At 63.3% G+C, this 22,245-nt stretch carries 26 protein-coding genes; 15 read left to right on the top strand and 11 right to left on the bottom strand.

Annotated elements, in window-relative coordinates:
* Positions 1 to 37 precede the first annotated feature (37 nt).
* From flhC to ACAX43_RS14825, 6 genes are all read right to left on the bottom strand, one after another.
* Complete coding sequence (flhC, locus tag ACAX43_RS14850; protein ID WP_370709151.1) at positions 38 to 607, bottom strand: flagellar transcriptional regulator FlhC; 570 nt, start codon at positions 605 to 607, stop codon at positions 38 to 40.
* A gap of 14 nt (positions 608 to 621) precedes the next feature.
* On the bottom strand, positions 622 to 942 hold the full coding sequence (gene flhD / locus ACAX43_RS14845; protein WP_028194930.1) for a flagellar transcriptional regulator FlhD: 321 nt from the start codon (positions 940 to 942) through the stop codon (positions 622 to 624).
* 519 nt (positions 943 to 1,461) lie between these two features.
* The gene (locus tag ACAX43_RS14840; protein ID WP_370709150.1) at positions 1,462 to 2,685 is read right to left on the bottom strand and encodes a YeeE/YedE family protein; all 1,224 of its coding nucleotides are present in this window, start codon (positions 2,683 to 2,685) and stop codon (positions 1,462 to 1,464) included.
* Positions 2,686 to 2,956: 271 nt separating this feature from the next.
* Positions 2,957 to 3,835 carry a helix-turn-helix domain-containing protein gene (locus tag ACAX43_RS14835; protein ID WP_370709149.1) on the bottom strand — a complete coding sequence of 293 codons (879 nt, stop codon included), beginning with the start codon at positions 3,833 to 3,835 and terminating at the stop codon, positions 2,957 to 2,959.
* 136 nt (positions 3,836 to 3,971) lie between these two features.
* Positions 3,972 to 4,274 carry an addiction module antidote protein gene (locus ACAX43_RS14830; protein ID WP_370709148.1) on the bottom strand — a complete coding sequence of 101 codons (303 nt, stop codon included), beginning with the start codon at positions 4,272 to 4,274 and terminating at the stop codon, positions 3,972 to 3,974.
* Complete coding sequence (locus ACAX43_RS14825) at positions 4,271 to 4,720, bottom strand: type II toxin-antitoxin system RelE/ParE family toxin (protein WP_370709147.1); 450 nt, start codon at positions 4,718 to 4,720, stop codon at positions 4,271 to 4,273. Before ACAX43_RS14825 ends, ACAX43_RS14830 begins: the two co-directional genes overlap by 4 nt.
* 215 nt (positions 4,721 to 4,935) lie before the next feature.
* Between ACAX43_RS14825 and ACAX43_RS14820 the strand changes: the two genes are divergently transcribed.
* From ACAX43_RS14820 to ACAX43_RS14800, 5 genes are all read left to right on the top strand, one after another.
* Entirely contained in the window at positions 4,936 to 5,301 is a 366-nt protein-coding gene (locus ACAX43_RS14820) for a nuclear transport factor 2 family protein (RefSeq protein ID WP_370709146.1), read from the top strand.
* Between the two features lie 30 nt (positions 5,302 to 5,331).
* Positions 5,332 to 5,589 carry a hypothetical protein gene (locus ACAX43_RS14815; RefSeq protein WP_370709145.1) on the top strand — a complete coding sequence of 86 codons (258 nt, stop codon included), beginning with the start codon at positions 5,332 to 5,334 and terminating at the stop codon, positions 5,587 to 5,589.
* Positions 5,590 to 5,720: 131 nt separating this feature from the next.
* Positions 5,721 to 6,185 (top strand): RbsD/FucU family protein, encoded by a 465-nt coding sequence (locus ACAX43_RS14810; RefSeq protein ID WP_370709144.1) that lies wholly within the window; start codon positions 5,721 to 5,723, stop codon positions 6,183 to 6,185.
* Positions 6,186 to 6,480: 295 nt separating this feature from the next.
* Positions 6,481 to 6,912 carry a DoxX family protein gene (locus tag ACAX43_RS14805; RefSeq protein WP_370709143.1) on the top strand — a complete coding sequence of 144 codons (432 nt, stop codon included), beginning with the start codon at positions 6,481 to 6,483 and terminating at the stop codon, positions 6,910 to 6,912.
* A gap of 64 nt (positions 6,913 to 6,976) precedes the next feature.
* Complete coding sequence (locus ACAX43_RS14800; RefSeq protein WP_370709142.1) at positions 6,977 to 7,249, top strand: hypothetical protein; 273 nt, start codon at positions 6,977 to 6,979, stop codon at positions 7,247 to 7,249.
* A 186-nt stretch (positions 7,250 to 7,435) separates the two neighbouring features.
* Here ACAX43_RS14800 and ACAX43_RS14795 read toward each other — a convergent pair whose 3' ends face one another.
* Positions 7,436 to 8,995: an MFS transporter gene (locus ACAX43_RS14795; RefSeq protein WP_370709141.1), complete on the bottom strand. Its 1,560-nt coding sequence runs from the start codon at positions 8,993 to 8,995 to the stop codon at positions 7,436 to 7,438.
* Between the two features lie 330 nt (positions 8,996 to 9,325).
* Here ACAX43_RS14795 and ACAX43_RS14790 point away from each other — a divergent pair, with 330 nt between their 5' ends.
* Positions 9,326 to 10,045 carry a response regulator transcription factor gene (locus ACAX43_RS14790; RefSeq protein ID WP_370709140.1) on the top strand — a complete coding sequence of 240 codons (720 nt, stop codon included), beginning with the start codon at positions 9,326 to 9,328 and terminating at the stop codon, positions 10,043 to 10,045.
* 136 nt (positions 10,046 to 10,181) lie between these two features.
* Here the strand turns inward: ACAX43_RS14790 and ACAX43_RS14785 are convergent, their stop codons facing one another.
* Positions 10,182 to 11,087, bottom strand: a complete 906-nt coding sequence (locus ACAX43_RS14785; RefSeq protein ID WP_370709139.1) for a dihydrodipicolinate synthase family protein — start codon at positions 11,085 to 11,087, stop codon at positions 10,182 to 10,184.
* 347 nt (positions 11,088 to 11,434) lie between these two features.
* Between ACAX43_RS14785 and ACAX43_RS14780 the strand changes: the two genes are divergently transcribed.
* From ACAX43_RS14780 to ACAX43_RS14755, 6 genes are all read left to right on the top strand, one after another.
* On the top strand, positions 11,435 to 12,391 hold the full coding sequence (locus tag ACAX43_RS14780; protein ID WP_370709138.1) for a 4-hydroxyproline epimerase: 957 nt from the start codon (positions 11,435 to 11,437) through the stop codon (positions 12,389 to 12,391).
* Positions 12,388 to 13,515, top strand: a complete 1,128-nt coding sequence (locus ACAX43_RS14775; RefSeq protein ID WP_370709137.1) for an NAD(P)/FAD-dependent oxidoreductase — start codon at positions 12,388 to 12,390, stop codon at positions 13,513 to 13,515. The genes ACAX43_RS14780 and ACAX43_RS14775 overlap by 4 nt, the downstream gene beginning before the upstream one ends.
* Positions 13,508 to 13,783 carry a (2Fe-2S)-binding protein gene (locus tag ACAX43_RS14770; protein ID WP_370709136.1) on the top strand — a complete coding sequence of 92 codons (276 nt, stop codon included), beginning with the start codon at positions 13,508 to 13,510 and terminating at the stop codon, positions 13,781 to 13,783. Before ACAX43_RS14775 ends, ACAX43_RS14770 begins: the two co-directional genes overlap by 8 nt.
* Positions 13,780 to 15,057, top strand: coding sequence for an FAD-dependent oxidoreductase (locus ACAX43_RS14765; RefSeq protein ID WP_370709335.1), 1,278 nt, complete (start codon positions 13,780 to 13,782; stop codon positions 15,055 to 15,057). The genes ACAX43_RS14770 and ACAX43_RS14765 overlap by 4 nt, the downstream gene beginning before the upstream one ends.
* A 101-nt stretch (positions 15,058 to 15,158) precedes the next feature.
* On the top strand, positions 15,159 to 15,926 hold the full coding sequence (locus tag ACAX43_RS14760) for a helix-turn-helix domain-containing protein (protein WP_370709334.1): 768 nt from the start codon (positions 15,159 to 15,161) through the stop codon (positions 15,924 to 15,926).
* 12 nt (positions 15,927 to 15,938) lie between these two features.
* Positions 15,939 to 16,268, top strand: coding sequence for a hypothetical protein (locus tag ACAX43_RS14755; protein ID WP_370709135.1), 330 nt, complete (start codon positions 15,939 to 15,941; stop codon positions 16,266 to 16,268).
* An 8-nt stretch (positions 16,269 to 16,276) separates the two neighbouring features.
* On the opposite strand, the gene ACAX43_RS14750 is transcribed toward ACAX43_RS14755, so the two are convergent.
* The 3 genes from ACAX43_RS14750 to ACAX43_RS14740 all read right to left on the bottom strand — a co-directional run bounded on the left by ACAX43_RS14750 (position 16,277) and on the right by ACAX43_RS14740 (position 19,101).
* Positions 16,277 to 16,537, bottom strand: a complete 261-nt coding sequence (locus ACAX43_RS14750; RefSeq protein WP_370709134.1) for a hypothetical protein — start codon at positions 16,535 to 16,537, stop codon at positions 16,277 to 16,279.
* Positions 16,538 to 16,692: 155 nt separating this feature from the next.
* A complete protein-coding gene (locus ACAX43_RS14745; RefSeq protein ID WP_370709133.1) occupies positions 16,693 to 17,025 on the bottom strand; it encodes a hypothetical protein in 333 nt (110 codons plus the stop codon).
* A gap of 192 nt (positions 17,026 to 17,217) precedes the next feature.
* Positions 17,218 to 19,101 carry a bifunctional sugar phosphate isomerase/epimerase/4-hydroxyphenylpyruvate dioxygenase family protein gene (locus ACAX43_RS14740; protein WP_370709132.1) on the bottom strand — a complete coding sequence of 628 codons (1,884 nt, stop codon included), beginning with the start codon at positions 19,099 to 19,101 and terminating at the stop codon, positions 17,218 to 17,220.
* 322 nt (positions 19,102 to 19,423) lie between these two features.
* Here ACAX43_RS14740 and aroQ point away from each other — a divergent pair, with 322 nt between their 5' ends.
* The 3 genes from aroQ to ACAX43_RS14725 all read left to right on the top strand — a co-directional run bounded on the left by aroQ (position 19,424) and on the right by ACAX43_RS14725 (position 22,188).
* Positions 19,424 to 19,879 carry a type II 3-dehydroquinate dehydratase gene (gene aroQ, locus ACAX43_RS14735; RefSeq protein WP_370709131.1) on the top strand — a complete coding sequence of 152 codons (456 nt, stop codon included), beginning with the start codon at positions 19,424 to 19,426 and terminating at the stop codon, positions 19,877 to 19,879.
* Positions 19,876 to 20,754 carry a shikimate dehydrogenase gene (locus ACAX43_RS14730; RefSeq protein ID WP_370709130.1) on the top strand — a complete coding sequence of 293 codons (879 nt, stop codon included), beginning with the start codon at positions 19,876 to 19,878 and terminating at the stop codon, positions 20,752 to 20,754. The genes aroQ and ACAX43_RS14730 overlap by 4 nt, the downstream gene beginning before the upstream one ends.
* A gap of 72 nt (positions 20,755 to 20,826) precedes the next feature.
* Positions 20,827 to 22,188, top strand: a complete 1,362-nt coding sequence (locus ACAX43_RS14725) for an MFS transporter (protein WP_370709129.1) — start codon at positions 20,827 to 20,829, stop codon at positions 22,186 to 22,188.
* Positions 22,189 to 22,245 lie beyond the last annotated feature (57 nt).

The following is a 22,245-nucleotide window of genomic DNA, read 5'->3' as shown; positions in this document are numbered from 1 at the left end:
AATCAGGCCGGAGCGGCCCTTATCGAGTCGACTCGAATCAGGCGGCTTGCGCGATCTGCGCTGCTTCGAGCGCTTCCTGGCGAGCGGCGGCGGCTTTCTTGGTCTTGCCGGCGCGCGAGGGCGGCTGGCAGGCGCCACACACCACGTTATGTTGCAGGTCGTGCTTGTGCGCGACGAATTTGCCGGTGCAACGGCAGCATTTGGTCAGTTGCAGGATGTCGGCGTCGAAGAAGCGCACCAGCGTCCACGCACGCGTCAAATCCAGCACCGGTTCGGTTTCGCTGTGCTGGCAATGTTCAAGATACAGCCGATACCCTTTGGTCAGCGAATCCAGATGCGAGCAACGCGCTTCGGTTTTCAGAAACAGGTACGTGTTGTAGAACAACGACGCGTGGATGTTCGCCAGCCACGTCATATACCAGTCCGCCGAGAACGGCAGCATGCCCTTGGGCGGCGACACACCTTTGACCTCGCGGTACAGACGGATCATGCGATCGCGCGAGAGCGTCAACTCGCTTTCGAGTACTTGCATGCGCGCGCCGAGTTCAATCAGCGCGATGGCACGGAAGACTTCTTGCGCGTCTTCCGTCAGGCTACGCTTGAGCATCGCGGTCACCTCGATTAAGCGAACTGCTCAGCAGGCTGGCCTGCAAGCAGGATCGCCGCGTGAGTCGGTGCAACGGCTGCGTGCTTCGTTGTTTGCGTCAGCGCAGACAACATCGAGTGGTCATTGAAGCGGAAAAAGCACAAAAGCTGATCGGAAGCGGCCAGCTTGACGATCTGCGCGAGCGACAGCCCGGCAAGCAAATCAGCCAGTTCCGATGACAGTCCCAGCCGGAACATCCCGACAGGTTTGTCCTCGCGCAACATACGTTGCGCGAGCATGATGTAAGACAAGTTGATCTCGCGGATTGAATCCAGCGTCTCGCTGCTACGGTCCATTTTTGTGTTTCCGAAGCCCCGAATTACTATGTCGGCATTTTTTGCCGTTATGTCTTTTGTGCCTCACCGGGAAGTCGTCCTCCGGCTACATGTCACCACCTGATCCAGGCGGCGACTTTCTGATACATCGCGTTACATTTCGTAACAGCTTGGGACGAATTGTATGAAGGGCAAAACAAGAAAGCAATCCCTTCTCGAAAAAATATCCCAAAAAGATACATCAAATTTCGGTAACTATTTCACGGGTCTGTAATAGACGTGGCTTAGCGAGTTCGTTGCCGATCCGGGATTTCGTCATATCCATGGAAACCCTTGTATGACGGGCATTTTGTACAATCATCCGAGCAAGGGTTCGTGGCTCATCACGAGCTCGAAAAACCGGCCTGAATTAGAAAGGAATTAGAAAGCGAGCCAATTAAAAAGTAATAAATACCGTTTATTGGCGTCTCTATGGGGACAAATCAGAGGTGTTACAGGTGGGTGCGGCCCCGGTTACAAACGAGGCCGTATTTGTAACTGCTAGCAAGCGTTTGCGCGGCTCCGTTCGACTTCGAGTCCGAACGCCGGCCGCAGGCGCGTGCCCAGCACGTTTCCGGCGAAAGCGGCGACGAGCCACAGCCAGCCGTGCAGGCTGCCTGACACGATGCCGCTGAAATAGGCGCCGATGTTACAACCGTAGGCCAGGCGGGCTCCGTAGCCGAGCAACAAACCGCCGACCACCGCTGCGATCAGTGAGCGAGCCGGCAGCTTCCAGACCGGCGCGTAACGGCCGGCGAGCGCCGCAGCCGTCATGGCGCCGAGGATGATGCCGATATCCATTACCGTGGTGACGTCATGTGTAACAGGAGCGGCCAGCGCGCCTGCGTTGGCGTGAGCGGCCCAATAGGGCCAGTTGGCCACGTCGATCCCCAGCGCGGCAAATAGCTTGGCGCCCCACAGCGCGAACGCCGACGTCACACCCCACGGACGGCCCGACAGCGCCAGCGTCGCGAAGTTGAGCAAGACCAGGGCGATCGCGCCGACGAACAACGGCCATGGGCCGTGCAGCCATGGCGACGCATGCGACGCTCGCTGAGGCTCGTTGATCAGCCGACCATGGCGGCGCCGTTCGACGAATACGGTAAGCGCCGCGATCGCAGCGAAAACGACCAGATTCAGCGCGATGGCCCAGCCCGCGCCAAGCGTGGTTACCATCGAAAGCGGCTTGAGGGACGGTAGCGCGCTCCAGAACGGCATGTGCGCGGTCGCGACGACCGAACCGACGATGAACGCTGCCAGCGTGACGATCATGCGTGTACTGCCGCCGCCGACGGTGTACAGCGTGCCGGATGCGCAGCCCCCGCCCAATTGCATGCCGACCCCGAACATGAAGGCCCCGACCAGCACGGACGTGCCTGCCGGCGCGACCAGCCCGACCACCGGCCGGCCGAACAGCGTGCCGGCGGCGAGCGCCGGAAAAAACAGCAGCACGCCGAGTGCCAGCATTAGCATCTGTGCGCGCAGACCGGCGCCGCGACCGTCGGCGATAAAGACCCGCCAGGCGGAGGTAAAGCCGAACGCCGCGTGATAAAGCGACATTCCCAACAGCGCGCCGACGATGTAGAGCGCCGACTGACGGCCGCTGACGGTTTGGGCCAGATAAATGGCGCCCAGCGCAATGAGAACGAGTGCGACGCCTAACGGTTTCGGATTGATGTCGAAACGGCGCGGTACGCGTGGAAGCGAAGTAGAGAGTTCGGACATAGTGTTTGACGGACAAGCGGCTAATCGAAGGCAAGTCCTGGAGCGGTTGATGAACCGTTTCGGGCTTGGTGCGGCGCGGAAAGTAATTGAAAAAGATAGCACGGATCACGCTGTAGGGCTGGGCGGTCCAACGGGCGCCAGTGCTTGTGCCACAAGCCTTGGTCGAGGCGCGATGGCCGTTTCGGTGCGACTACGCGCCCGTGTGCAGCCCGCACCCGCAGCCGCACTGGGGCGCGTGGTGGGCCTGCTCAGGCTTTGTTGTCAGGTGCGGCTATGGCTTCGCTGCTTCAGCGGCCTGCGCTTCGGCCCCTTGGCTTTCGGCAAACTCGCGCAATGTCGCCGCAGTTTGCTGATCGGCGGGAAAGAACGCTTCGATAGCAAGTTCGGAGAGTGTCACATCCATCGGCGTGCCGAACACCGTGGTCGTGCTGAAGAACGACAGCACGCCGATCGGCGTGCGCATTCGCAGCGGTACGGCGATCGGGTTGAGCGCGGTGTCGTCATGATTGGACTCATCCGCGCCGGGCGGCGCGGGATATGCCGCCAGCTCATCGCGCAATGCACTCAACGTGTCGTCACCACTTACGTCGATTTGCCGCTGCAGTCGACCCAGCGCATGCGCACGCCATGCGTGCCAATTGACGATTGATGCCGCGATGCCCTCCGGATGCAAGCTCAGTCGCAGCGCATTGACTGGCGGCTTCAGCAGTTCCGGGCTTGCGCCGGCGAGCAGCGGGGCGAGCGCGTTGTTCGCGGCAACGATGGTCCAGTGACGATCGATCGCGAGTGCCGGGTACGGCTCGTGACCTTTGAGCACCAATTCGACAGCCTCGCGTGCTGCGGCCAACTGAGGGTCCGTCAACGGACGCTCGCGGAACAGCGGTGCATAGCCCGCCGCGACCAGCAGCGCATTGCGCGCGCGCAGCGGTACGTCGAGTCGCTCGGCGAGATGCATGACCATTTCCCGGCTGGGCACCGCACGGCCTGATTCGACGAAGCTCAGATGCCGGGTTGAAATTTCCGCTTCAGCGGCGAGCAGCAACTGGCTCATTCTTCGCCGCTGCCGCCATTCGCGCAGCAGATCGCCGACCGTGCGGCTTGCCATCGGCGCGTTCGACGGATTGGTTTGTGCAAGAGAGAGTGTGTTCATGCTGCCGATCATAGCTAAAGCGCGTTGGCGATCCATTACCTGACAGGTAATGGAATACCCGGAAAAGCCCGGGAAAGCCCACGAATACGCAGCACGGCCGAGGCATTGCCTCAAGCATCAACAAGACAAGCGCGAATCAAGCGGGCGCCACGCCTTCGGGCACTGCGTTGAGCTTGACGCCCAGCGCGCGCAGCAGTTTGAACACCGTATCCATGCGCGGTTTGGAGCCGGGCGCGAGCGTTTTATAGAGGCTTTCGCGCCCGAGCCCGGCGTCGGCTGCGACCTTCGCGATGCCGCGTGCTTTTGCGATGTCGGCGATCGCGGCGAGGAGGAGGTCCGCGTCGCCTTCTTCCAGCGCTGCGTTGAGATACTCAGCGATCATCTCCTCGCTATCGAGGTAGTGTGATGCATCGAACCGTGCGATTTTGGCTTTGCTCATGACAGTTCCTTTCTGATTGCTGCCCACATTGTTTTGGCATGCTTGATGTCGGCCGACTGCGTGGACTTATCTCCACCACAAAGCAGCAGATACACCATGCGCCCTTCGCGCGCGAAGTAGACCCGATAGCCAGGACCACAATCGATGCGCATCTCGGATACGCCTTCTTCCAGCAGTTTCACGTCGCCGAAATGACCTCGTTCCGCGCGCCGGACCCGCACCAGGATCTTTGCCCTCGCTCTTAAGTCCGCGAGGCCGGCAAGCCAACTGTCGAATTCCTCGGTGCGATTGACCGTGTACACAGGCGGTGAACCGATTTGCTGATGATTGTATCCTTGTGGATACGGTCTTGCAAGTGTAAAAACCATATTAAAAAAGCGGCGAATGCCGCGCCCGTTCAGTTCCTCACATGCCGCGTGCGAATGCTGCGCGGCCCCAATTGCCACATGAGGTTAGCGGCTGACGCAGCCCGTGACGATTCGGCCGGATGGCCAATCCGGCGGCGCGAAAGAAGCGCGGCCTTGCTGCGTGACGCGTGCGGATGCTTACCTCCCACGTAATCGACGCGCCGCGCTCAAGCTGCCAATCTTCACGCCGAGCCCGCCGCATACAACGTGTCTGCCGAGCGTAGTGCTCAGTCATGCCAATGAAGGAGTTTGAGATGAATGCGCATACCGATCTGATCGACCGTTATTTCGACGCATGGAATGAAACCGATGCAGTGCGCCGCGGCGAATTGATCGCCTCGACCTGGACCGTCGATGCCGACTATCGCGATCCGCTGCTGGCAGGCGCGGGCCATGACGGCATCGACGCGATGATCCGCGCGGTGCATGAGCGCTTCCCGCATCACACGTTTCGCCGCACGACGGAGGTCGATGGCTTCGCGAACCGGTTGCGTTTTTCGTGGGAGCTGACCACGCCCGCGGGCGTGGCGATCGTCAAGGGTTCCGACTTCGGCCTGCTCGACCCTCAAGGCCGCTTGCAGACGGTGACCGGTTTCCTCGACCAGGTACCTGCCGCCTGACCCCACCCGCAGTTTTTCACGGAGACGATCATGCACGAGTCCGCTGCCGCCACGATTCCCGGTTCGGCCATCACGTTCGAGCGCCTGTCGGGCGCGGTCGACGCGCTCTCCAGCGCGATCGCCGGCTTCGCGCTGCTGGCCGGCCCGCGCGCGTTCACGTTCACTGCGTTGCTGGCCTGGCGCGAGCCGGTGGTGGGCGGCGCGGGTCTCGTGCTGCTGGCGGTGGTCGGATGGCTGCGGTGGCAGTGCCGCGAGAATGCCGCTCGACGCATTGTGCAGAAATGCTGATTGGCGATGGGCCGCCGGCAACGGAGCACTCGCCGCGGTCTTGCTACAATCGATCGACGCGTAACGCGTTGCAAGGACAAACCGTCCGAACCCGGGCGGCCAGCCACCAAATCGGACCTCAAGGAGACACCGTGCTGAAGAATCTGGACCCGCTGCTGAATGCCGATGTGCTGCATGCGCTACGTGCCATGGGCCATGGCGACGAACTGGTGGTTTGCGACGCCAACTTCCCGGGCGCTTCCGTCGCGCGGGAAACGGTGTTGGGCAAGCTGCTTCGCCTCGATGGCGTGAACGCACCGCGTGCAATTCGCGCGATTCTGTCGGTGATGCCGCTGGATACCTTCGTCGAGCGCCCTGCCTCGCGAATGGAAGTGGTGGGCGAGCCCGATACGATACCGGCCGTTCAGCGCGAAGCGCAGATCGAGATCAATGCCGCGGAAGGGCGCGATGTGCCGTTTGCATCGGTCGAACGTTTCGCGTTCTATGAGCGGGCGCGCAAAGCCTATTGCGTGATCGCTACCGGCGAAGAGCGCGGTTACGGTTGCTTCGTGTTCACCAAGGGCGTCTTGCTTGCACCGGATGCGCCGAAGCAATAGCAGACTGCGTTCCATTGCATCCCACCATGGCGACGAAACCGCGGACGGCAATCTGATCGAGGTTGCGACGTATCCTCACGCCTAAGCACGGCGGCAATCCCGGCACGGGAGAGCGAACCGCGCGCTCGCCGGAGCGCTCAAAGCCCCTTTTTTCTTCCCGCAATGCGGCGCACATTGCGCCGTTAGTTCGGCCCGAGCTTGGAAATAGCGGGCAATGCACATATTCTCAGGAGCAAAGCGGGGAACTGCGGCCGCCCGGCCGGGTCTGCTGCTTATTCATTTACTGGAGCCCCTCATGACGCGTCCCGTCGATTCCGGCGTTATTCTCATCGCGCGTATTGCCCTTGCGGTGCTGTTTCTGTGGGGCGGCGTGATGAAACTGCTGGGCTATGCGGGCTTCGTGGGCTATCTGCATTCGAAGGGTGTGCCGTTCGTGCAGGTTGCCGGGCCGATTGCGATAGCGGTCGAAGCACTTGGCGGTTTGCTGCTGATCGTCGGTTTCAAGGTCCGCCCGCTCGCGCTCATCATGGCCGCCTACACCGTGGCGACCGCGGTGCTGGGCCACGATTTCTGGAACGTCACCGATCCCGCATTGCAACGCGACATGGTGATCCACTTCTGGAAGAACATCGGCATCGCCGGTGGTTTCCTCCTGCTGTTCGTGACCGGAGCAGGCCGTATCAGTATCGACGGTGCGCGGGCGCCACGCAGCGGGCTGAGTCTCTGAGGGCGCAGTTGAGGTCGTTCGTGTCGTTCGCTTTTGATTCTGGCTGTAATCAAGGGAGCAAATAATGATTCAAAGTTTTGAGCAAACCATTGGTGGCAAGGCTACGCAGTTGTGCGCGAGTCTCGGCGAGGGGCCTACGCCGCATCGTGTCATCATCAGTCTCGCCGATTCGGCGAAAACGCTGGTGATCCTGGATGCGTCCGGCCTCATCAGCACGATCAAGGCCGAGATCGAGGAGCCGGAAAAACTGATCGCCGACGCGATCGCCAAAGCGCAAAACGAAGGGCTGATCGAGCGCGCAATCGATACCGGCACGATTCAGGAAGCGTCGTTGTAAGCCGTGCGGCGGCTTTGAGCGTTATTGACCGCCTGCTATCGTCGTGTTGCCGTTAAAACAACCCCCAAGGTGCGTGAACACCTCTGGGGGTTGTTTTTTGCGCTCAAGGCAAAGCGGCGAAGACACTTAAGGCGATTTGCCCCTTCGCCGATTTGCCGATTTGCGCGTGGCAAAGCGATGGGGGGATCAGCGTGATTTACCGGCTTGAACCGGGCCGCTCTTACGCGGCTTCGAGGCCGGTGTGTGCGGTTCAGGATGCATGAAGCAGCTCAGCACGCCACCGAGCACCAGCAAACCGACCGAGACGGCCGTCGCGGCCTGCATCCCCGAGACGATCTGCGTGGCGGCTGCGCCGCTCGCCAATGCGCCGAAGGCGGCCACACCTACCGCGCCGCCTGCTTGCCGGGCGGTATTCAGCACGGCGGACGCCGTGCCCGCGCGCTTCGCTTCGACGGAGGCCAGCACGGCGGTGGTCATCGCCGGGACTGCCAGGCCCATGCCGGACGGAATCAGCAGGAACGGCAGCAGCAAGCCGACGAGCGGCGTGCCAGCGTCGACGAAATGCAGCAAGCCATAGCCGAGCCCCGCGGTGATGGCCCCGGCGATCATCGGCACACGCACGCCGAAGCGCCCGACCACCCAGCCGCTCGCCACGTTGGAGAGCAGAAAGCCGCCCGTCAACGGCAGAAATGCGAGGCCCGCCTGCAACGGGGTATAGCCGCGTACGCGCTGCAGATAAAGGCTCAGCACGAACACCATGCCGTAGTACGTCAGATTCACGCAGATGCCGAACAGCACCGCCGCGCTGAAGGTGCGCGTGCTGAATAGCGAGAGCGGCAGCATCGGTGTCGCGACGCGCGATTCCACGGCGATAAAGGCACCGGTTGCGATCAGCGCGAGTAGGAAACCGCCGGTTACGAGCGGATGGCTCAGCCCTAGCGGCCGCCATTCGATCACTGCTGCGACGAACGCGGTCAGCGCGACGATCGCAAGACACTGGCCGCTCAGATCGAAACCGCGCGGGCTTGGCTCGGCCCCAGCCCCAGCCCCAGCCCCAGCCCCAGCCCCAGCCCCAGCCCCAGCCCCAGCCCCAGCCCCAGCCCCAGCGTTAACTCTGACCGTAGCCGCTTGCCGTGCGTTTTTCCGCGCGGAGGCAGGCCTTGGCACCCAGATTAAAGTCGCCAGCAAACCGGCTGCGCAAATCGGCAGATTGACGAGAAAGATGCTGCGCCAGCCGAACGCCGCGATCAGCACGCCGCCGACCACCGGTCCGGCCGCGATCGAAATCGCGCCCGCGGCGGTCCACAGGCCGACTGCACGCGCCCGGAGCTTCGGATCATGGCCGTATGACTGATTGAGCAGCGCCAGCGAGTTCGGCAGCATGGCGGCCGCGCCGATGCCTTGCACCGCACGCGCGGCGACCAGCATGGTGGCATCGAGCGCCAATCCGCACGCGAGCGACGCAAGCGCAAACAGCACGATGCCGCCGGCGTACATGCGCCGCGTGCCAAGCCGGTCGCCGAGCACGCCTGCTGAAAGCATCAGCACGGCGAACGCGAGCGTGTACGCGTCGACGACCCATTGCAGCCCCGCGACATTCGCATGCAGGTCCGCACCGATCTTCGGCAGCGCGATGTTGACGATGGTCACGTCGAGTTGCGTGACGACGAAGCCGACGCTGACCGTCGCGAGAATGCGGCCGAGGGCGGGTGAGGGGAGAGTATTTGGAATGTTCATGTGATACATCGTAGGCCCGACGTCGTGCACATGTTTCGGCGTGACGTGAAGTATCGATGTCGCCGACAACAGCTAAAACAGCCGAAACGGGCCGCCGAGCGCGGCGAGGCCGAGTAGCCCGTAAGCGTTTCGCCGAAGAGAGCATGCGGGTGTGTTCTTTTCAACGAAAGGCAGGCCTGCGCGGACTGTTCGCCGTGCGAGCCGCAGCGGTCGCCTGTAGGAATGCCGCGCTCAGGTGTCGGAGTGCGGCGATTGGTATGCAAATTAGGATTGCTCCTATGGGATGGAGGGGGCGTCCCTCTGAGAATCGCGTCCGAGCTATCAGTTAAGAGTTATTCAATGCGCATTGCCATTCTTCAGCGTGACCCGGTCATGCGCCAGTCGATCGAAAAGGTCCTCATGAGCGCCAGCCATATCTGTATGACCTATGACGACGGCTTGTCCATGTCGAAAACGCTCGCCCGTTCCACCGTGGATCTTCTGGTGCTGGATTGGCAGGGCGCGCGCCTGTCCGGCGCCGAGGTCTTGAGGTCGGTGCGCGCGGTCGGCGGCGACCGTCTGCCGGTCGTGTTCGCGTCGGCGGAGACGTCGGAGGAAAGCGTGGTGCGCGCCTTTGCCAGCGGGGCGGACGACTATGTCGCGCTGCCCCTGCGGCCGGGCGAGTTCCGCGAACGCGTCACGGCGCTGCTGCGCCGCGCCTATCCCGATCGTTTCAGCGCCGCGAGCTTCGATGTCGGCCCGTACCATTTCGACGCGCGTCGCCAGCTCGTCATGCTGCGCGGTCAGCCGGTGCCGTTATCGGGTACCCAATACCGGTTGGCGTCGCTGTTCTTTTCGAATATTGGCCGCGTGATGTCGCGTGATCATATCTTCGCGATGGTGTGGGGCCGCGAGTTCCGCGAGTTCACCCGCACGATCGACAGTCATGTGTCGCGCCTGCGGCTATTGCTCGAGATCGAGCCGCAAAACGAATTCCGGCTGCAACCGGTGTACAAGAGCGGTTATCGGTTGCTGCATCTGCGGCAAGACGAAGCGGGGGCGGAGAAGCAGGCGGCCTGAGCGCGCCTGGGGTCGCGGGCGGCACGTGCCGCCCGACGTAACATCCGCCGCTTCTTACGCCGCTACACCGTCGCGACGGTTGCAACCGCCCTCGCGCCGTGCCCGAAAGCGGCTCAAGTCAACTACTTACAGCACCTCAAACCTGCGGCAACGCCGGCCGCGTTTCAATCGCCCGCCTGATCAACGCCTCCACAGCCTTGCGCTCATCTCCTGCCAACGGCAGCCGCGGCGGCCGCACCGGCTCCGTGCCAAGTCCGACGATCACTTCAGCCAACTTGATGTTCTGCACCAGCTTCGACGAGACGTCGAGCGCGAGCAAAGGCGCGAACCAGCGATAGATCGCGCGGGCCTCTTCAAGCCGGCCTGCCTTCAGCAACTTGTAAATCACCACCGTCTCGCGCGGAAACGCGCACACGAGACCGGCCACCCAGCCATGCGCGCCCATCAGGATGGCTTCCATCGCGAGGTTATCGACCCCGCATAGAATCGCGAAGCGGTCGCCGACCACGTTGATGAGATCGGTCACACGCCGCACGTCGCCGCATGATTCCTTGATCGCGACGATTTTCGTTTCGTCGGCGATCTCCGCGAACATCTCGGGCGTCATGTCGACGCCATAGGCGAGCGGATTGTTATAGATCATCAGCGGCAGCGCGCTCGCATCGGCGACGCTGCGGAAGTGGTGCAGCGTTTCGCGCCGGTCGGACAGATAGCGCAGCCCTGGCAGCACCATGAAACCGGCCGCGCCGTGGCGGCTGCCGGCTTCGGCCTGGCGGCATGCATCGAGTGTGCTGTTCTCTGCGATCGTCAACAAAACCGGTACGCGGCCGCGAGCGGCATCGATCGCGATATCGAGTACTTGCAGCTTTTCGTCGAGCGAGAGCGTGGACGCTTCGCCGAGCGATCCGCACACGATGATGCCGTCCACACCCGCGTCGATCTGCGCTTCGATATTCTTGCCGGTCCATGCCCGGTCTATGCTGAAATCCGCGTGAAACTTGGTGGTGACTGCGGGCAATACGCCTTCCCAGATATGCGCCACGACTGCTCTCCTGAGTGTGATGAGTCCAAGCGCAGTGTAAGCAGGGAAAATGCCGTCGTCTTGCGTCATTCACGCGTGACGGATGACGATTTCAGCATAGCACCTGTGCCCGTAGGCGTGACAATGCAGCACCGTGCGGCTATTTCAGTATGGGGCGAAAAGTGCGTTGAGATCACATGAGCAAGGTCTGCCGGGCGACCCTGCATTGGCCTGATGCGTATGGTGCGGGCTCGGGCGCGGTCCGTTTCAGGCGGCAAAGACATTCCCGAACGAGCGCAACGACTATGCCGAAATCGTCACAATCAACGCGCAGGCACACCAAGACTCCGGCGCCCGGCGTTTCTACCATGTGGATCATGAAAACCTTAGACATCATCGACTCGCACACCGGCGGTGAACCGACCCGCCTGGTGGTGTCGGGCGGCCCGGACCTTGGCGGCGGCACACTGGCGCAACGTCTGGACGTGTTCCGCACGCATTTCGACGAGTGGCGCGCGGGCATCGTCACCGAACCGCGCGGTTCGGATGTGGTCGTCGGCGCGCTGCTGTGCGAGCCGGACGACCCCACCTGCGCGGCCGGCGTGATCTTCTTCAACAACGTCGGCTTTCTCGGCATGTGCGGGCACGGCACGATCGGCCTCGTTGTCTCGCTGGCGCATATGGGGCGGATCGGGCCGGGGCGTCATCGGATCGAGACGCCGGTCGGCGTGGTCGAGGCGACGCTCAACGAGGACGGTAGTGCCGCGGTGCGCAACGTGCCGGCGTATCGCTACCGGCAAGGCGTGCAGGTGGACGTGCCGGGTTACGGCAGATTGAGCGGCGACATCGGCTGGGGTGGCAACTGGTTCTTTCTTGTCGCCGAACATGGGCGCAGGCTGGAGGCGGCGCGTATTGGCGAGTTGACCGCGTTCAGTGCGGCAATCCGCGATGCACTGATCGCCCAGCACGTCACCGGCGCGGATGGCGCTTTGATCGACCACATCGAACTGTTCGAACCTGGCTCACGCGACGGCATCGACAGCCGCAACTTCGTCCTGTGTCCCGGCAATGCGTACGACCGCTCGCCGTGTGGCACCGGCACGAGCGCGAAAGTCGCCTGCCTCGCCGCCGACGGCAAGCTCGCCGAAGACGCGGTGTGGCGGCAGGAGAGCATCATCGGCAGCGTCTTCGAGGCGAGCTATCGGCACGCCGGCGACGGCGTCTCGGTGATTCCGACCATTACCGGCCACGCGCACATCATGGCCGAAGGGCGCTTGTGTTTCGACGAGCGTGATCCTTTCGCCTGGGGCATCCGCACGGCATGACGGCCGACGCGTTGATCGTCGGGGCGGGCATTGTCGGCGCGGCCTGCGCGGCTGAACTGGCCACGCTCGGCATGCAGGTCGAGGTGCTCGACGCACATGGCATTGGCGGTGGCGCAACGGCTGCGGGCATGGGCCATATCGTCGTGATGAACGACTCGCCGGCGGAATTTGCATTGAGCCGCTATTCGCGCGACTTGTGGCTGGCGCTCGCGCCGCAACTGCGCACGCGCGACGCGTTCGCGCGCTGCGGCACATTATGGGTCGCAGCCGACGATGAAGAATGGCAAGCCGCCCGCACGATGCATGGCGCGTTCGAAGCCCAGGGTGTCGCCGCGCAACTGCTCGACGCGGCCGAATTGCGCGCGTGCGAGCCGGCGCTGGCGGCGTCGCTGGCGGGCGGCTTGCGAATCGAGCACGACAGCATTGTCTATGCGCCCACCGTCGCCGAGTGGCTGCTGAAGCAATCGCCATGCGCCGCGAATATCCGCGTACGGTTGGGCAAGCCGGTTTCCGCGATCAGCGCCGGCGGCGTGACGCTGGCGGACGGCGAGCGCATTCACGCCGCGCACGTGATCGTTGCCAATGGCCTGGGCGCGCAGCAATTGCTGCGGTCGTTGCCGTTGCAACCGAAGAAAGGCCATCTGCTGATCACCGACCGCTATCCCGCATTGATCCGCCATCAACTGCTCGAACTCGGCTACATCAAGAGCGCGCATCACGCGGCCGGCACGTCGGTGGCGTTCAATGCGCAACCGCGGCCTACAGGCCAACTGCTGATCGGCTCGTCGCGTCAGTTCGACACGACCGATCCCGCCGTCGACATGCCGGTGCTCGCTCAGATGCTGCAACGCGCCGCGCGCTATCTGCCGGTCCTGCCGACGCTCAACGGCATCCGCGCGTGGACCGGCTTTCGCGCGGCGTCGCCTGATGGTTTGCCGTTGATCGGCCCGGCCGGCGATTTTGCGCCCGGCGTGTGGCTCGCTGTCGGACACGAAGGCCTTGGCGTGACGACCTCGCTGGCGAGCGCAAAGCTGCTCGCCGCGCAAATCATGGCGAGCGCCGCGCCGATCCCTGTCGAGCCTTACTTGCCGGTCCGTTTCGCGCAAAAGGTCGCCCATGCATAGCGCGCACGCATCCCCTATCCGCCTGACGATCGACGATAGATGCATCGAGGTCGAAGCCGGCACGACCGTCGCTGCCGCGCTCGTTATCGCGGGCGTGAGCGCCATGCGGACTTCGGTCAGCGGTCAGCCGCGTGCCGCGCTCTGCGGCATGGGCGTATGCCAGGAGTGCCGCGTGACGATCGATGGCCGCGCGCACGCGCTGGCGTGCCAGACACTTTGCCGTGAAGGCCAGATCGTGTGTACGCACAACACCATGGGCGCGCGATGAACCGGCACTTCAACATCGTCGTGGTAGGCGCCGGTCCAGCCGGGTTGAACGCTGCACACGCGGCGGCGCGCGAAGGCGCCACGGTCGCGCTGCTCGACGACAATCCGCGCGCCGGTGGTCAAATCTGGCGGCAAGGCCCCGGCGATTCGCCGCAAGCCCGGTTACACACGCTGCTTGCTGCGTTAAACGGGCAGCGCAACGTCACGCTGTTTGCGTCGACTCGCGTGATCGCGCCGCTGGGTCCGCGTGGCTTGCTGCTCGAATCGGTTGAGCACGGCGGCGTGAGTGTCACCTACGAGCGCTTGATCCTCGCGACCGGCGCGCGCGAGCGGCTGTTGCCATTCGCCGGCTGGACCTTGCCCGGCGTGACCGGTGCAGGCGCGTTGCAGGCGCTCATCAAAGGTGGCATGCCGGTGCGCGGCGAGCGGATCGTGATTGCGGGCAGTGGCCCTTTGCTGATCGCCGCGCTCGCTACCGCGCGCGCCGCCGGAGCGCAGGTGGTGGCGGTGGTGGAACAGGCCTCGGCGCTCAAGGTCGCGCGCTTTGGGGCCTCACTGTTGATGGAGCCCGCGAAGTTGCGGCAAGCCGTGGGCCTGACGCGCGGCTTCGCGGGCCTGCGTTATCGGACCGGCAGCATCGTGCGGCAAGCGCATGGCGACGGCCGCGTCGAGCGCGTGACCATCCGGCGCGGCCGCCGGGAGTCGACGCTCGATTGCGACCGTGTCGCGTGCGGCTATGGACTCGTGCCGAATATCACGCTGGCGCAAGCGCTCGGCTGCGCGATCAACGACGCGGGAGAGATTGTCGTCGAAGGCGAGCAGCGGACTTCGGTGGACGGCGTGCTGGCGGCTGGCGAATGCACGGGCGTCGGCGGCGCGGAACTGGCCGGTGTGGAAGGCGAGATCGCCGGCCTCGCGGCAAGCGGCGCCTCTGCAAGCCGCGCCGCGCTGCACGCGCAAAGAGCGCGATGGCGGCGCTTCGGTCGGCGCGTCGAAGCGGCTTTTGCTCTCACGGACGCCGCGCGCACACCGCCCGACGATGCCACGCTGCTGTGCCGTTGCGAAGACGTCAGTATCGGCGAAGTCCGCGCCTTTGCGGATTGGCGCGAGGCCAAGCTGCATACCCGCTGCGGGATGGGCGCGTGCCAGGGACGAATCTGCGGGGCGGCGGCCGGCCTGTATTTCGGCTGGCAAGCCGCCGTCCCGCGCCCGCCGTTCAATCCGGCACGCATCGGCACGTTAATGGCAAGCGCGGAGCCGCCGCCGGCTGACTGACGCCGCCATCGCGACTTCGGCCGGATATTGTCGGCGGCGGCTCGGCCCTATAATCGACCGCACGCCAACCGACAAATGCACGGACAAACGGAACCCGCATGATGAACACGCTGGCTCATCCGCTCGAACCGGACGATGCAACCTTGTCCGGCATGCTGTCGCATTTCACGCTGCTCGAGCCTGTGTTCGACGCGATGCCGGACGTCGTGTTCTTCGTCAAGGATGCGCGGGCGCGTTATGCGCTGGTCAATCGCACGCTGGCCTCGCGCTGCGGCTTCAAGGAAAAGTCCGCGCTGCTCGGCAAGACCGCCGAGGACGTATTCCCGCGCCGCTTCGGCCGCATCTACACGGCGCAGGACGAAGCGATCATCAACGTCGGCAGCCAGATGATCGATCAACTGGAACTGCACCTGTATCCCGGCCGCCAGCCTGGCTGGTGTCTGACGTGCAAACAGCCGTTGCGCGATCCAGCGGGTAAAGTGGTCGGCCTCGCCGGCATCTCCCGCGACCTGAAAGCGGACGAAAGCAGTCATCCCGCTTACAGCCGGCTGGCTGCGGTAGTGCAGTCCATCCAGGAAAATTACGTGCAGCCGTTAAATCTGAAACAGCTTGCTGCGACGGCGGATATGTCGGTGGCGCAACTCGAGCGTTACTTTCACAAAGTGTTTCATTTGACGCCGCGTCAGGTGTTGCTGAAAACGCGGCTGGACGCGGCCACCGCGCTGCTGGTCTCGCACGACAAAGTCACCGACGTCGCCGCGCTCTGCGGCTACACCGATCACAGCGCCTTTACGCGCCAATTCAAGGCGACCGTCGGCATTACGCCGACCGAGTACCGGATGCTGCTGCACGGAACCTCACGAAGCTGAGCCGCCGCGTACATGGTTCGTCGTAAGCATCATTACTACGTCTACGTCGTCGCGCTGGACGACCAGGTCTGGAACGAGGCGCGCTTTCGCCGCGCGAATCCGGATTACCGGTTCGACAAGCCTTGCGTGTACGTGGGAATGACGGGACTGGACCCGGATCTGAGATTCGACCGGCACAAAGCCGGCATCCAGGCAAATCGCTATGTGCGCGACTATGGCCTGCGCCTCGTGCCCGAGTTGTATGAAGTGTTCAATCCAATGCCTTACCGCGGCGCACAGGATATGGAAGTGGAATTGGCGATTGGACTGCGCGAGGCGGGGTACGGCGTGTGGCAGGCGTAAGCCGCGCCTTATTTCACGCCAAGCCCGCGCAGCACCGCGTTGCCTTCAGGCGTCAAACGGATGTGCGAAGCGCCTGAGTCGCCGGAGACCGTTTCGATCAAGCCGGCTTCGTGAAGCTGCGGAATCTCGGGTTTAGCGGATGCGTCGATCGGCGCATGCAGCAACAGCAGCAGCGTCGCCAGCTCGTGGTGGCTCAGCAGCCGGCGCAAAATCGTGGGCCGCCTGGCCGGTGCCGGTGAGTCGTTCATAGTGTGATCGGGCTGGTTCATGGGGCACACCTTGTGCGGGAGAGTGTCGAGTGGATCATGCGGACGAAGACTTAAACGATTCTTAAGAGGCATTGTCCTGTAACACCGTGACACGAAGATGGCACCAGAACACGTTACCGAGCGTTACACCTAGCCGATTGTTACCCGGGCTCGCCTTACGGCGCGCAGGTTTTACTGGCCCCTTCGATCCACAGATTGCCCACATGACGCTTGCCCGCATAGAAGCGGTAAGTGGTCGCGCCGTTGTCGCTGCGCACCTTGACGATATTCGAATCGCCGAAGTCGAGCATCTGGCCTTGGGGGATGGCCGTGGATTTGAACGCGGCGTTGTGACTGGTCGCCTCTTGCGTCAGGCAGGCAACCACGTCGTTGACCGAGCGCTGTGTGGTGGTGTCCTTGACCGGCTCGCCGGCATCCGGATTCTTCTGGAAGTACGCACAAGCGCTGAGAAGCAGGGGAACTGATAGGACTACGGCAAACTTCTTCATATCTCTCCTGGCGTTTCATTCGGCCGACGATGGGCAAGACGCCCACATAGTGGCAGCCGTGCCGCGTCGGACCGCGGATCAACCGCCATTATATCGGTGCGGCGCACCTGCTCGAACCGATAGAGCACGCGCTGTGCCCGGACCGTCTGAATTCACTGACCGCAGTCTTCCAGCGTTGTGGGCCGCGATCGCCTATCTGCGGCGCTGGGCCTGCGCCGCGAGACGCACGGCCGCATTCGCCGCGCCATAGCCGTCGTAACCGCCGCGCCGTTCGACGATTTCGAGGAAAAAGCGCTGATCCAGTTGCTCGGTGTAAGCGTGGAAGAACTCGCCCCCGCGCTCGTCCCGGTCATACAGAATATTGTGCGCGCGCAGCGCCTCGAGCGTTTCGTCCGGCAGCGCGTAGCGGGCGGCGAGGTCGTCGTAGTAATTGCGCGGGATGCGCAGCACTGGCAAACCGTCGGCGACAAACTCCGGAATCGCGCTGAAGATGTCGCCGGTGCTGAACGCGACGTGGTTCAGGCCCGAGCCGTGATAGGTATGCAATGCCTCGGCCACCGCCGTGTGATGGTCTACCGACGCGTTCAGCACAATGCGCACCGAACCGTCACGGCTGCGCAGCGCGCGGCTGCGCACCAGCCCGTACGGATCGGGAACCAGCACGCCCGGCTCGGCCTGGAAGCCCAGTGCGGTTCTCAGAAACAGAACCCACGTATCCAACGACGGCGCAGGCACCGACAGGCAGACATGGTCGATGCGCGAGAGCGGTCCCACTTCGGTGGGACCGTTGACGTCGGTCAGGACGAAATCGGCTTCGAACAGCGTGGGCTGATCCGGCGTCTCGTCGACGAAATAGTTCAGGCTGCCGTCGGGCGCCTGCACGGCGGGCAGCACGCGCTCGTTGGGGCCGATCTGACCGGAGAACGGCACGTAGCCGAAACCGGCGGCACGCTCGAACGCCTGATTGGCGTCGTCCACGCGAAACGCCGACGCGCACAGCGACAAACCATGCTGCTGGAAGAAGGCGTTGGCGAACGAATCCGGCTCGGCGTTCAGCACGATCGACGCCGCGCCGTGCTGATACAACGTCACATCTTTCGAACGATGCCGGCCGGCCTCGCGAAAGCGCAGCTTGCCGAGCCAGTCGACGAGGCGCGCGCGGGTGGTGCGGTCGACCGCGAACTCGAGGAACTGGTAGCCGACGTGCGCGGGCGCGGCCGGCGATCGATAGAGCTCGCCCACCGGCTGCTGTGTGCCTTCAAGCAGCGCGCGGGTCTGCTCCTCAAGGAACAGCAGCGAGCGGTGGCCGTCCGCGGCGGTGATCGTGGTGGGCGCGGCGCGAAAGCCGTCGTTGAAAATTTCGAGCGAAAGCGGCCCTGTGTAGCCGCTTTTCACGACCTGCGCGGTAAAGCCGGCCAGATCGAAATCGCCCTGGCCCGGGAAGCAGCGGTAGTGGCGGCTCCATTCGAGCACGTCCATGGCGAGCTTGGGCGCGTCGGCGATCTGCACGAAGGCGATGCGCTCGCCCGGAATGTCGGCGATTGCCTCCACCGTATCGTTCAGCGACAGCGTGTGAAAGCTGTCGAGCACGAGCCCGAGATTCGCATGATTCACCGCGTTGACGAGTTTCCATGCGTGGCGGTAGGTCTTCACGTGCTTGCCCCACGCGAGCGCTTCATAGCCGGCGATCACGCCGGCCGCTTCGGCCGCGCGGGCCAGCGCACCTAACTGGTCGGTGATGAGCGAATCGTCGCCGATGGTGTCGGGCGAAACGTTGCTGCACACCAGAATCCGGTCCGTGCCCAGTTCGTGCATCACGTCGAACTTGCGCTTCGCCCGATCGAGATTGCGCTCGAGGCGCTCCGGGCTTACGCCCTCGAAATCGCGGAACGGCTGGAACAGCATGATTTTCAGGCCGAGATCGTCGGCAATGCGCCGCACATCGGCAGGCGAGCCGTCGAAATACAGCAGATCGTTCTCGAAAATCTCAACGCCGTCGAAGCCCGCCGCCTGGATTGCGGTCAGCTTCTCGACGAGGGTCCCGCTGATCGACACGGTGGCAATCGAACGTTGCATGAACGGCTCCTGCAAAAACGATGAAACGGCGGTTGGAAAGGGCGCGAAAGCGGCCGCCGTGCCGCAACCGCATGTCTTGCGGGCCGCCATGCTGCAATGCGCAAAATGGTCTAACTAGTTACTCTTGACTAGCAATACACAGGCCGGAATAACCCGCTATAGCCCAAGTTTCCGCAATTCTATACAAACTAACTAGATGGTACAAATTCGTATAAACCCCGAATGACGACCGCGGCCAATGGGCGCACACTGCGTTCACGTTGTAGAGCTGCGGCGCGTGTCGTGGCCCGCTTTATGCCTTACTTTTGCAGGAGTGGTCGTCATGAGTTTTGCATCAGTGCTGGTCCTCAACGGACCGAACCTTAATCTGCTCGGCACGCGTGAGCCGACCATCTACGGCTCGGAAACACTCGACGACGTCGCGAAGCTTTGCCGCGACGCGGGCGAGCGCCTCGACCTGTCGATTGACTTCTGCCAATCGAACGCCGAGCATCAACTCATCGACTGGCTGCATGCGGCCCGTACCAAGGTCGACGGCATCGTCATCAATCCGGCGGCTTACACGCATACCTCGGTGGCGATCGCCGATGCGCTCACGGCCATCGAGAAGCCCGTCATCGAAGTGCATATTTCAAACGTGCATCGTCGCGAAGCGTTCCGGCATCACTCGTACGTGTCGGCGGTGGCCGAGGCGATCATCGTCGGTTGCGGCACACAAGGCTATGTGCTCGCGCTGGAGCGGATGGCGACCCTCCTTAAGGATAGGGCGGCCAAATGAACCCACAAACGAACCCACAAGCGGGCACAAAATCGTATCTTGTCGGTCTGATCGGCTCAGGCATCGGCGGATCGCTCAGCCCCGCGATGCATGAAGAAGAGGGCAGCAAGCTCGGCCTGCACTATGTGTACCGGCGTATCGATCTGGAAGCGTTGAAGCTCGACATTACGGCGCTCTCCGATTTGCTGGTGGCCGCTGAACGCATGGGCTACAACGGACTGAACATCACGTATCCGTGCAAGCAGGCGGTCATCCCGCTGCTTGACGAACTGTCCGACGAAGCGCGCGCACTCGGCGCGGTCAACACGGTCCTATTCAAAGACGGCAAACGTATCGGCCACAACACGGACTGGTCCGGTTTCGCGCGTGCGTTTCAACGCGGCTTGCCGGACGTGTCGCTGGAACGCGTCGTGCAACTGGGCGCGGGCGGCGCGGGCGCAGCGGTCGCGCATGCCGCGCTGACCATGGGCGCGCAAACGCTCACGCTTTTCGACGTGGATGCCGCGCGCGCCACATCCCTCGCTGCGGAATTGCAGACGCGGTTCCCTGCCTCCACCGTCAGCGCGGGCAGTTCGCTTGCCGAATCGCTCGCCGCCGCCAATGGCCTGATTCACGCGACGCCCACCGGCATGGCGAAATTGCCGGGCTTGCCGTTGCCGGCCGAATTGCTGCACCGCGATCTGTGGGTGGCGGACATCGTGTATTTCCCGATCCGCACCGCGCTGTTGCAGGCCGCGGAGGCGCTCGGCTGCCGCACGTTGAGCGGCGGCGGCATGGCGGTGTATCAGGCGGTCGACGCGATGCGCATTTTCACGGGTCTGGAACCGGACGCCGAGCGCGTTTACACGCATTTCCAAGCGTTGCTGCAACGCTAAGCCGCGAGTACAGAACCGGTACCGAACGGGTACGCAACCGGACCACGACCAGATCGAGGAGACAAACACAACATGCCGCAACCCACTCAATCCACTCCCGCCGACGCAACGCGCCAGGCGGATGCCACGGCGAGCACCGTGCGCCGCTCGAAAGCCCGCTATCAGATTCTCGGGCTACTTGCGGTCGGCACGATGATCAACTATCTGGACCGCACGGTGCTCGGCATCGCGGCGCCGCAATTGACCAAGGAGCTCGGCATCAATGCCGCGCTGATGGGGCTGCTGTTCTCCGTGTTCTCGTGGAGCTATGTGGCTTCGCAGATTCCGGGCGGCCTGTTTCTCGACCGTTTCGGCAGCAAGCTCACGTATTTCCTGTCGATGACGTTCTGGTCGCTGTGCACGCTGGCGCAAGGCCTCGTGCATGGCATCGGCGCGTTGTTCGTGTTCCGGCTCGGCCTCGGCGTGTCGGAAGCGCCATGCTTTCCGACCAATAGCCGCGTGGTGGCGACCTGGTTTCCGCAGAGCGAACGCGCCATGGCGACCGGCACCTACACGGTCGGCGAATATATCGGCCTCGCGTTTTTCAGCCCGTTTCTGTTCATGCTGATGGGCGCGTTCGGCTGGCGTTCGCTGTTCTACACGGTGGGTGGCGTGGGCCTGGTGTTCGGCGTGATCTGGTGGATGTTCTATCGCGAGCCGCGCGATCATCCGTCGGCCAATCAGGCGGAACTCGACTATATCGAAGCGGGCGGCGGTCTGACGCACCGGAAGAAGGACGCCGATTCCTCCGGCGCACCGGCAAAGAGCGGTTTTGAATGGCGCACCATTGGGCGCCTCCTCAAGCATCGTCAACTGACCGGCATCTGCCTCGGCCAGTTCGCCGGCAACTCGACGCTGGTGTTCTTCCTCACCTGGTTCCCCACGTACCTCGCCACCGAACGCCATATGGCATGGCTGAAGATCGGCTTCTTCGCGATCATGCCGTTCATTGCCGCGTCGATCGGCGTGATGTTCGGCGGTATCTTCTCCGATTGGCTGCTGCGGCGCGGCAAGTCGGCAAACGTGGCGCGCAAGCTGCCGATCATCGCCGGCCTGTTGCTTGCGTCGACGATCATTCTCGCCAACTATGTCGAGAGCAACGTGGCGGTGATCGCGATTCTGTCGGTGGCGTTTTTCGCGCAGGGGATGGCGGCCTTGGGTTGGACGCTGGTGTCGGACATCGCACCCGATGGTCTGCTCGGCGTGACCGGCGGCATCTTTAACTTTGCGGCGAATCTGGCCGGCATCGTCACGCCGCTGGTGGTGGGGTTTATCGTTGCGGCAACCGGCTCGTTTGTCGGTGCGCTGGTGTTTATCGGCGCGATCGCGTTGATCGGCGCGCTGTCGTACATCTTTATCGTCGGCGATATCAAGCGGATCGTGCTGGTGGATTGAGCGGCATGGCTTGACCGGATGGATCGAGAAAGGGGACGCGGCGAGGCCACGTCCCCT

Origin of the sequence: Paraburkholderia sp. IW21 (assembly GCF_041321145.1) — a bacterium.
In the GTDB taxonomy this organism is placed as follows: Bacteria; Pseudomonadota; Gammaproteobacteria; order Burkholderiales; family Burkholderiaceae; genus Paraburkholderia.
Note: the sequence above shows the minus strand (reverse complement) of the source record. Positions and strands in the feature narration are given on the sequence as shown.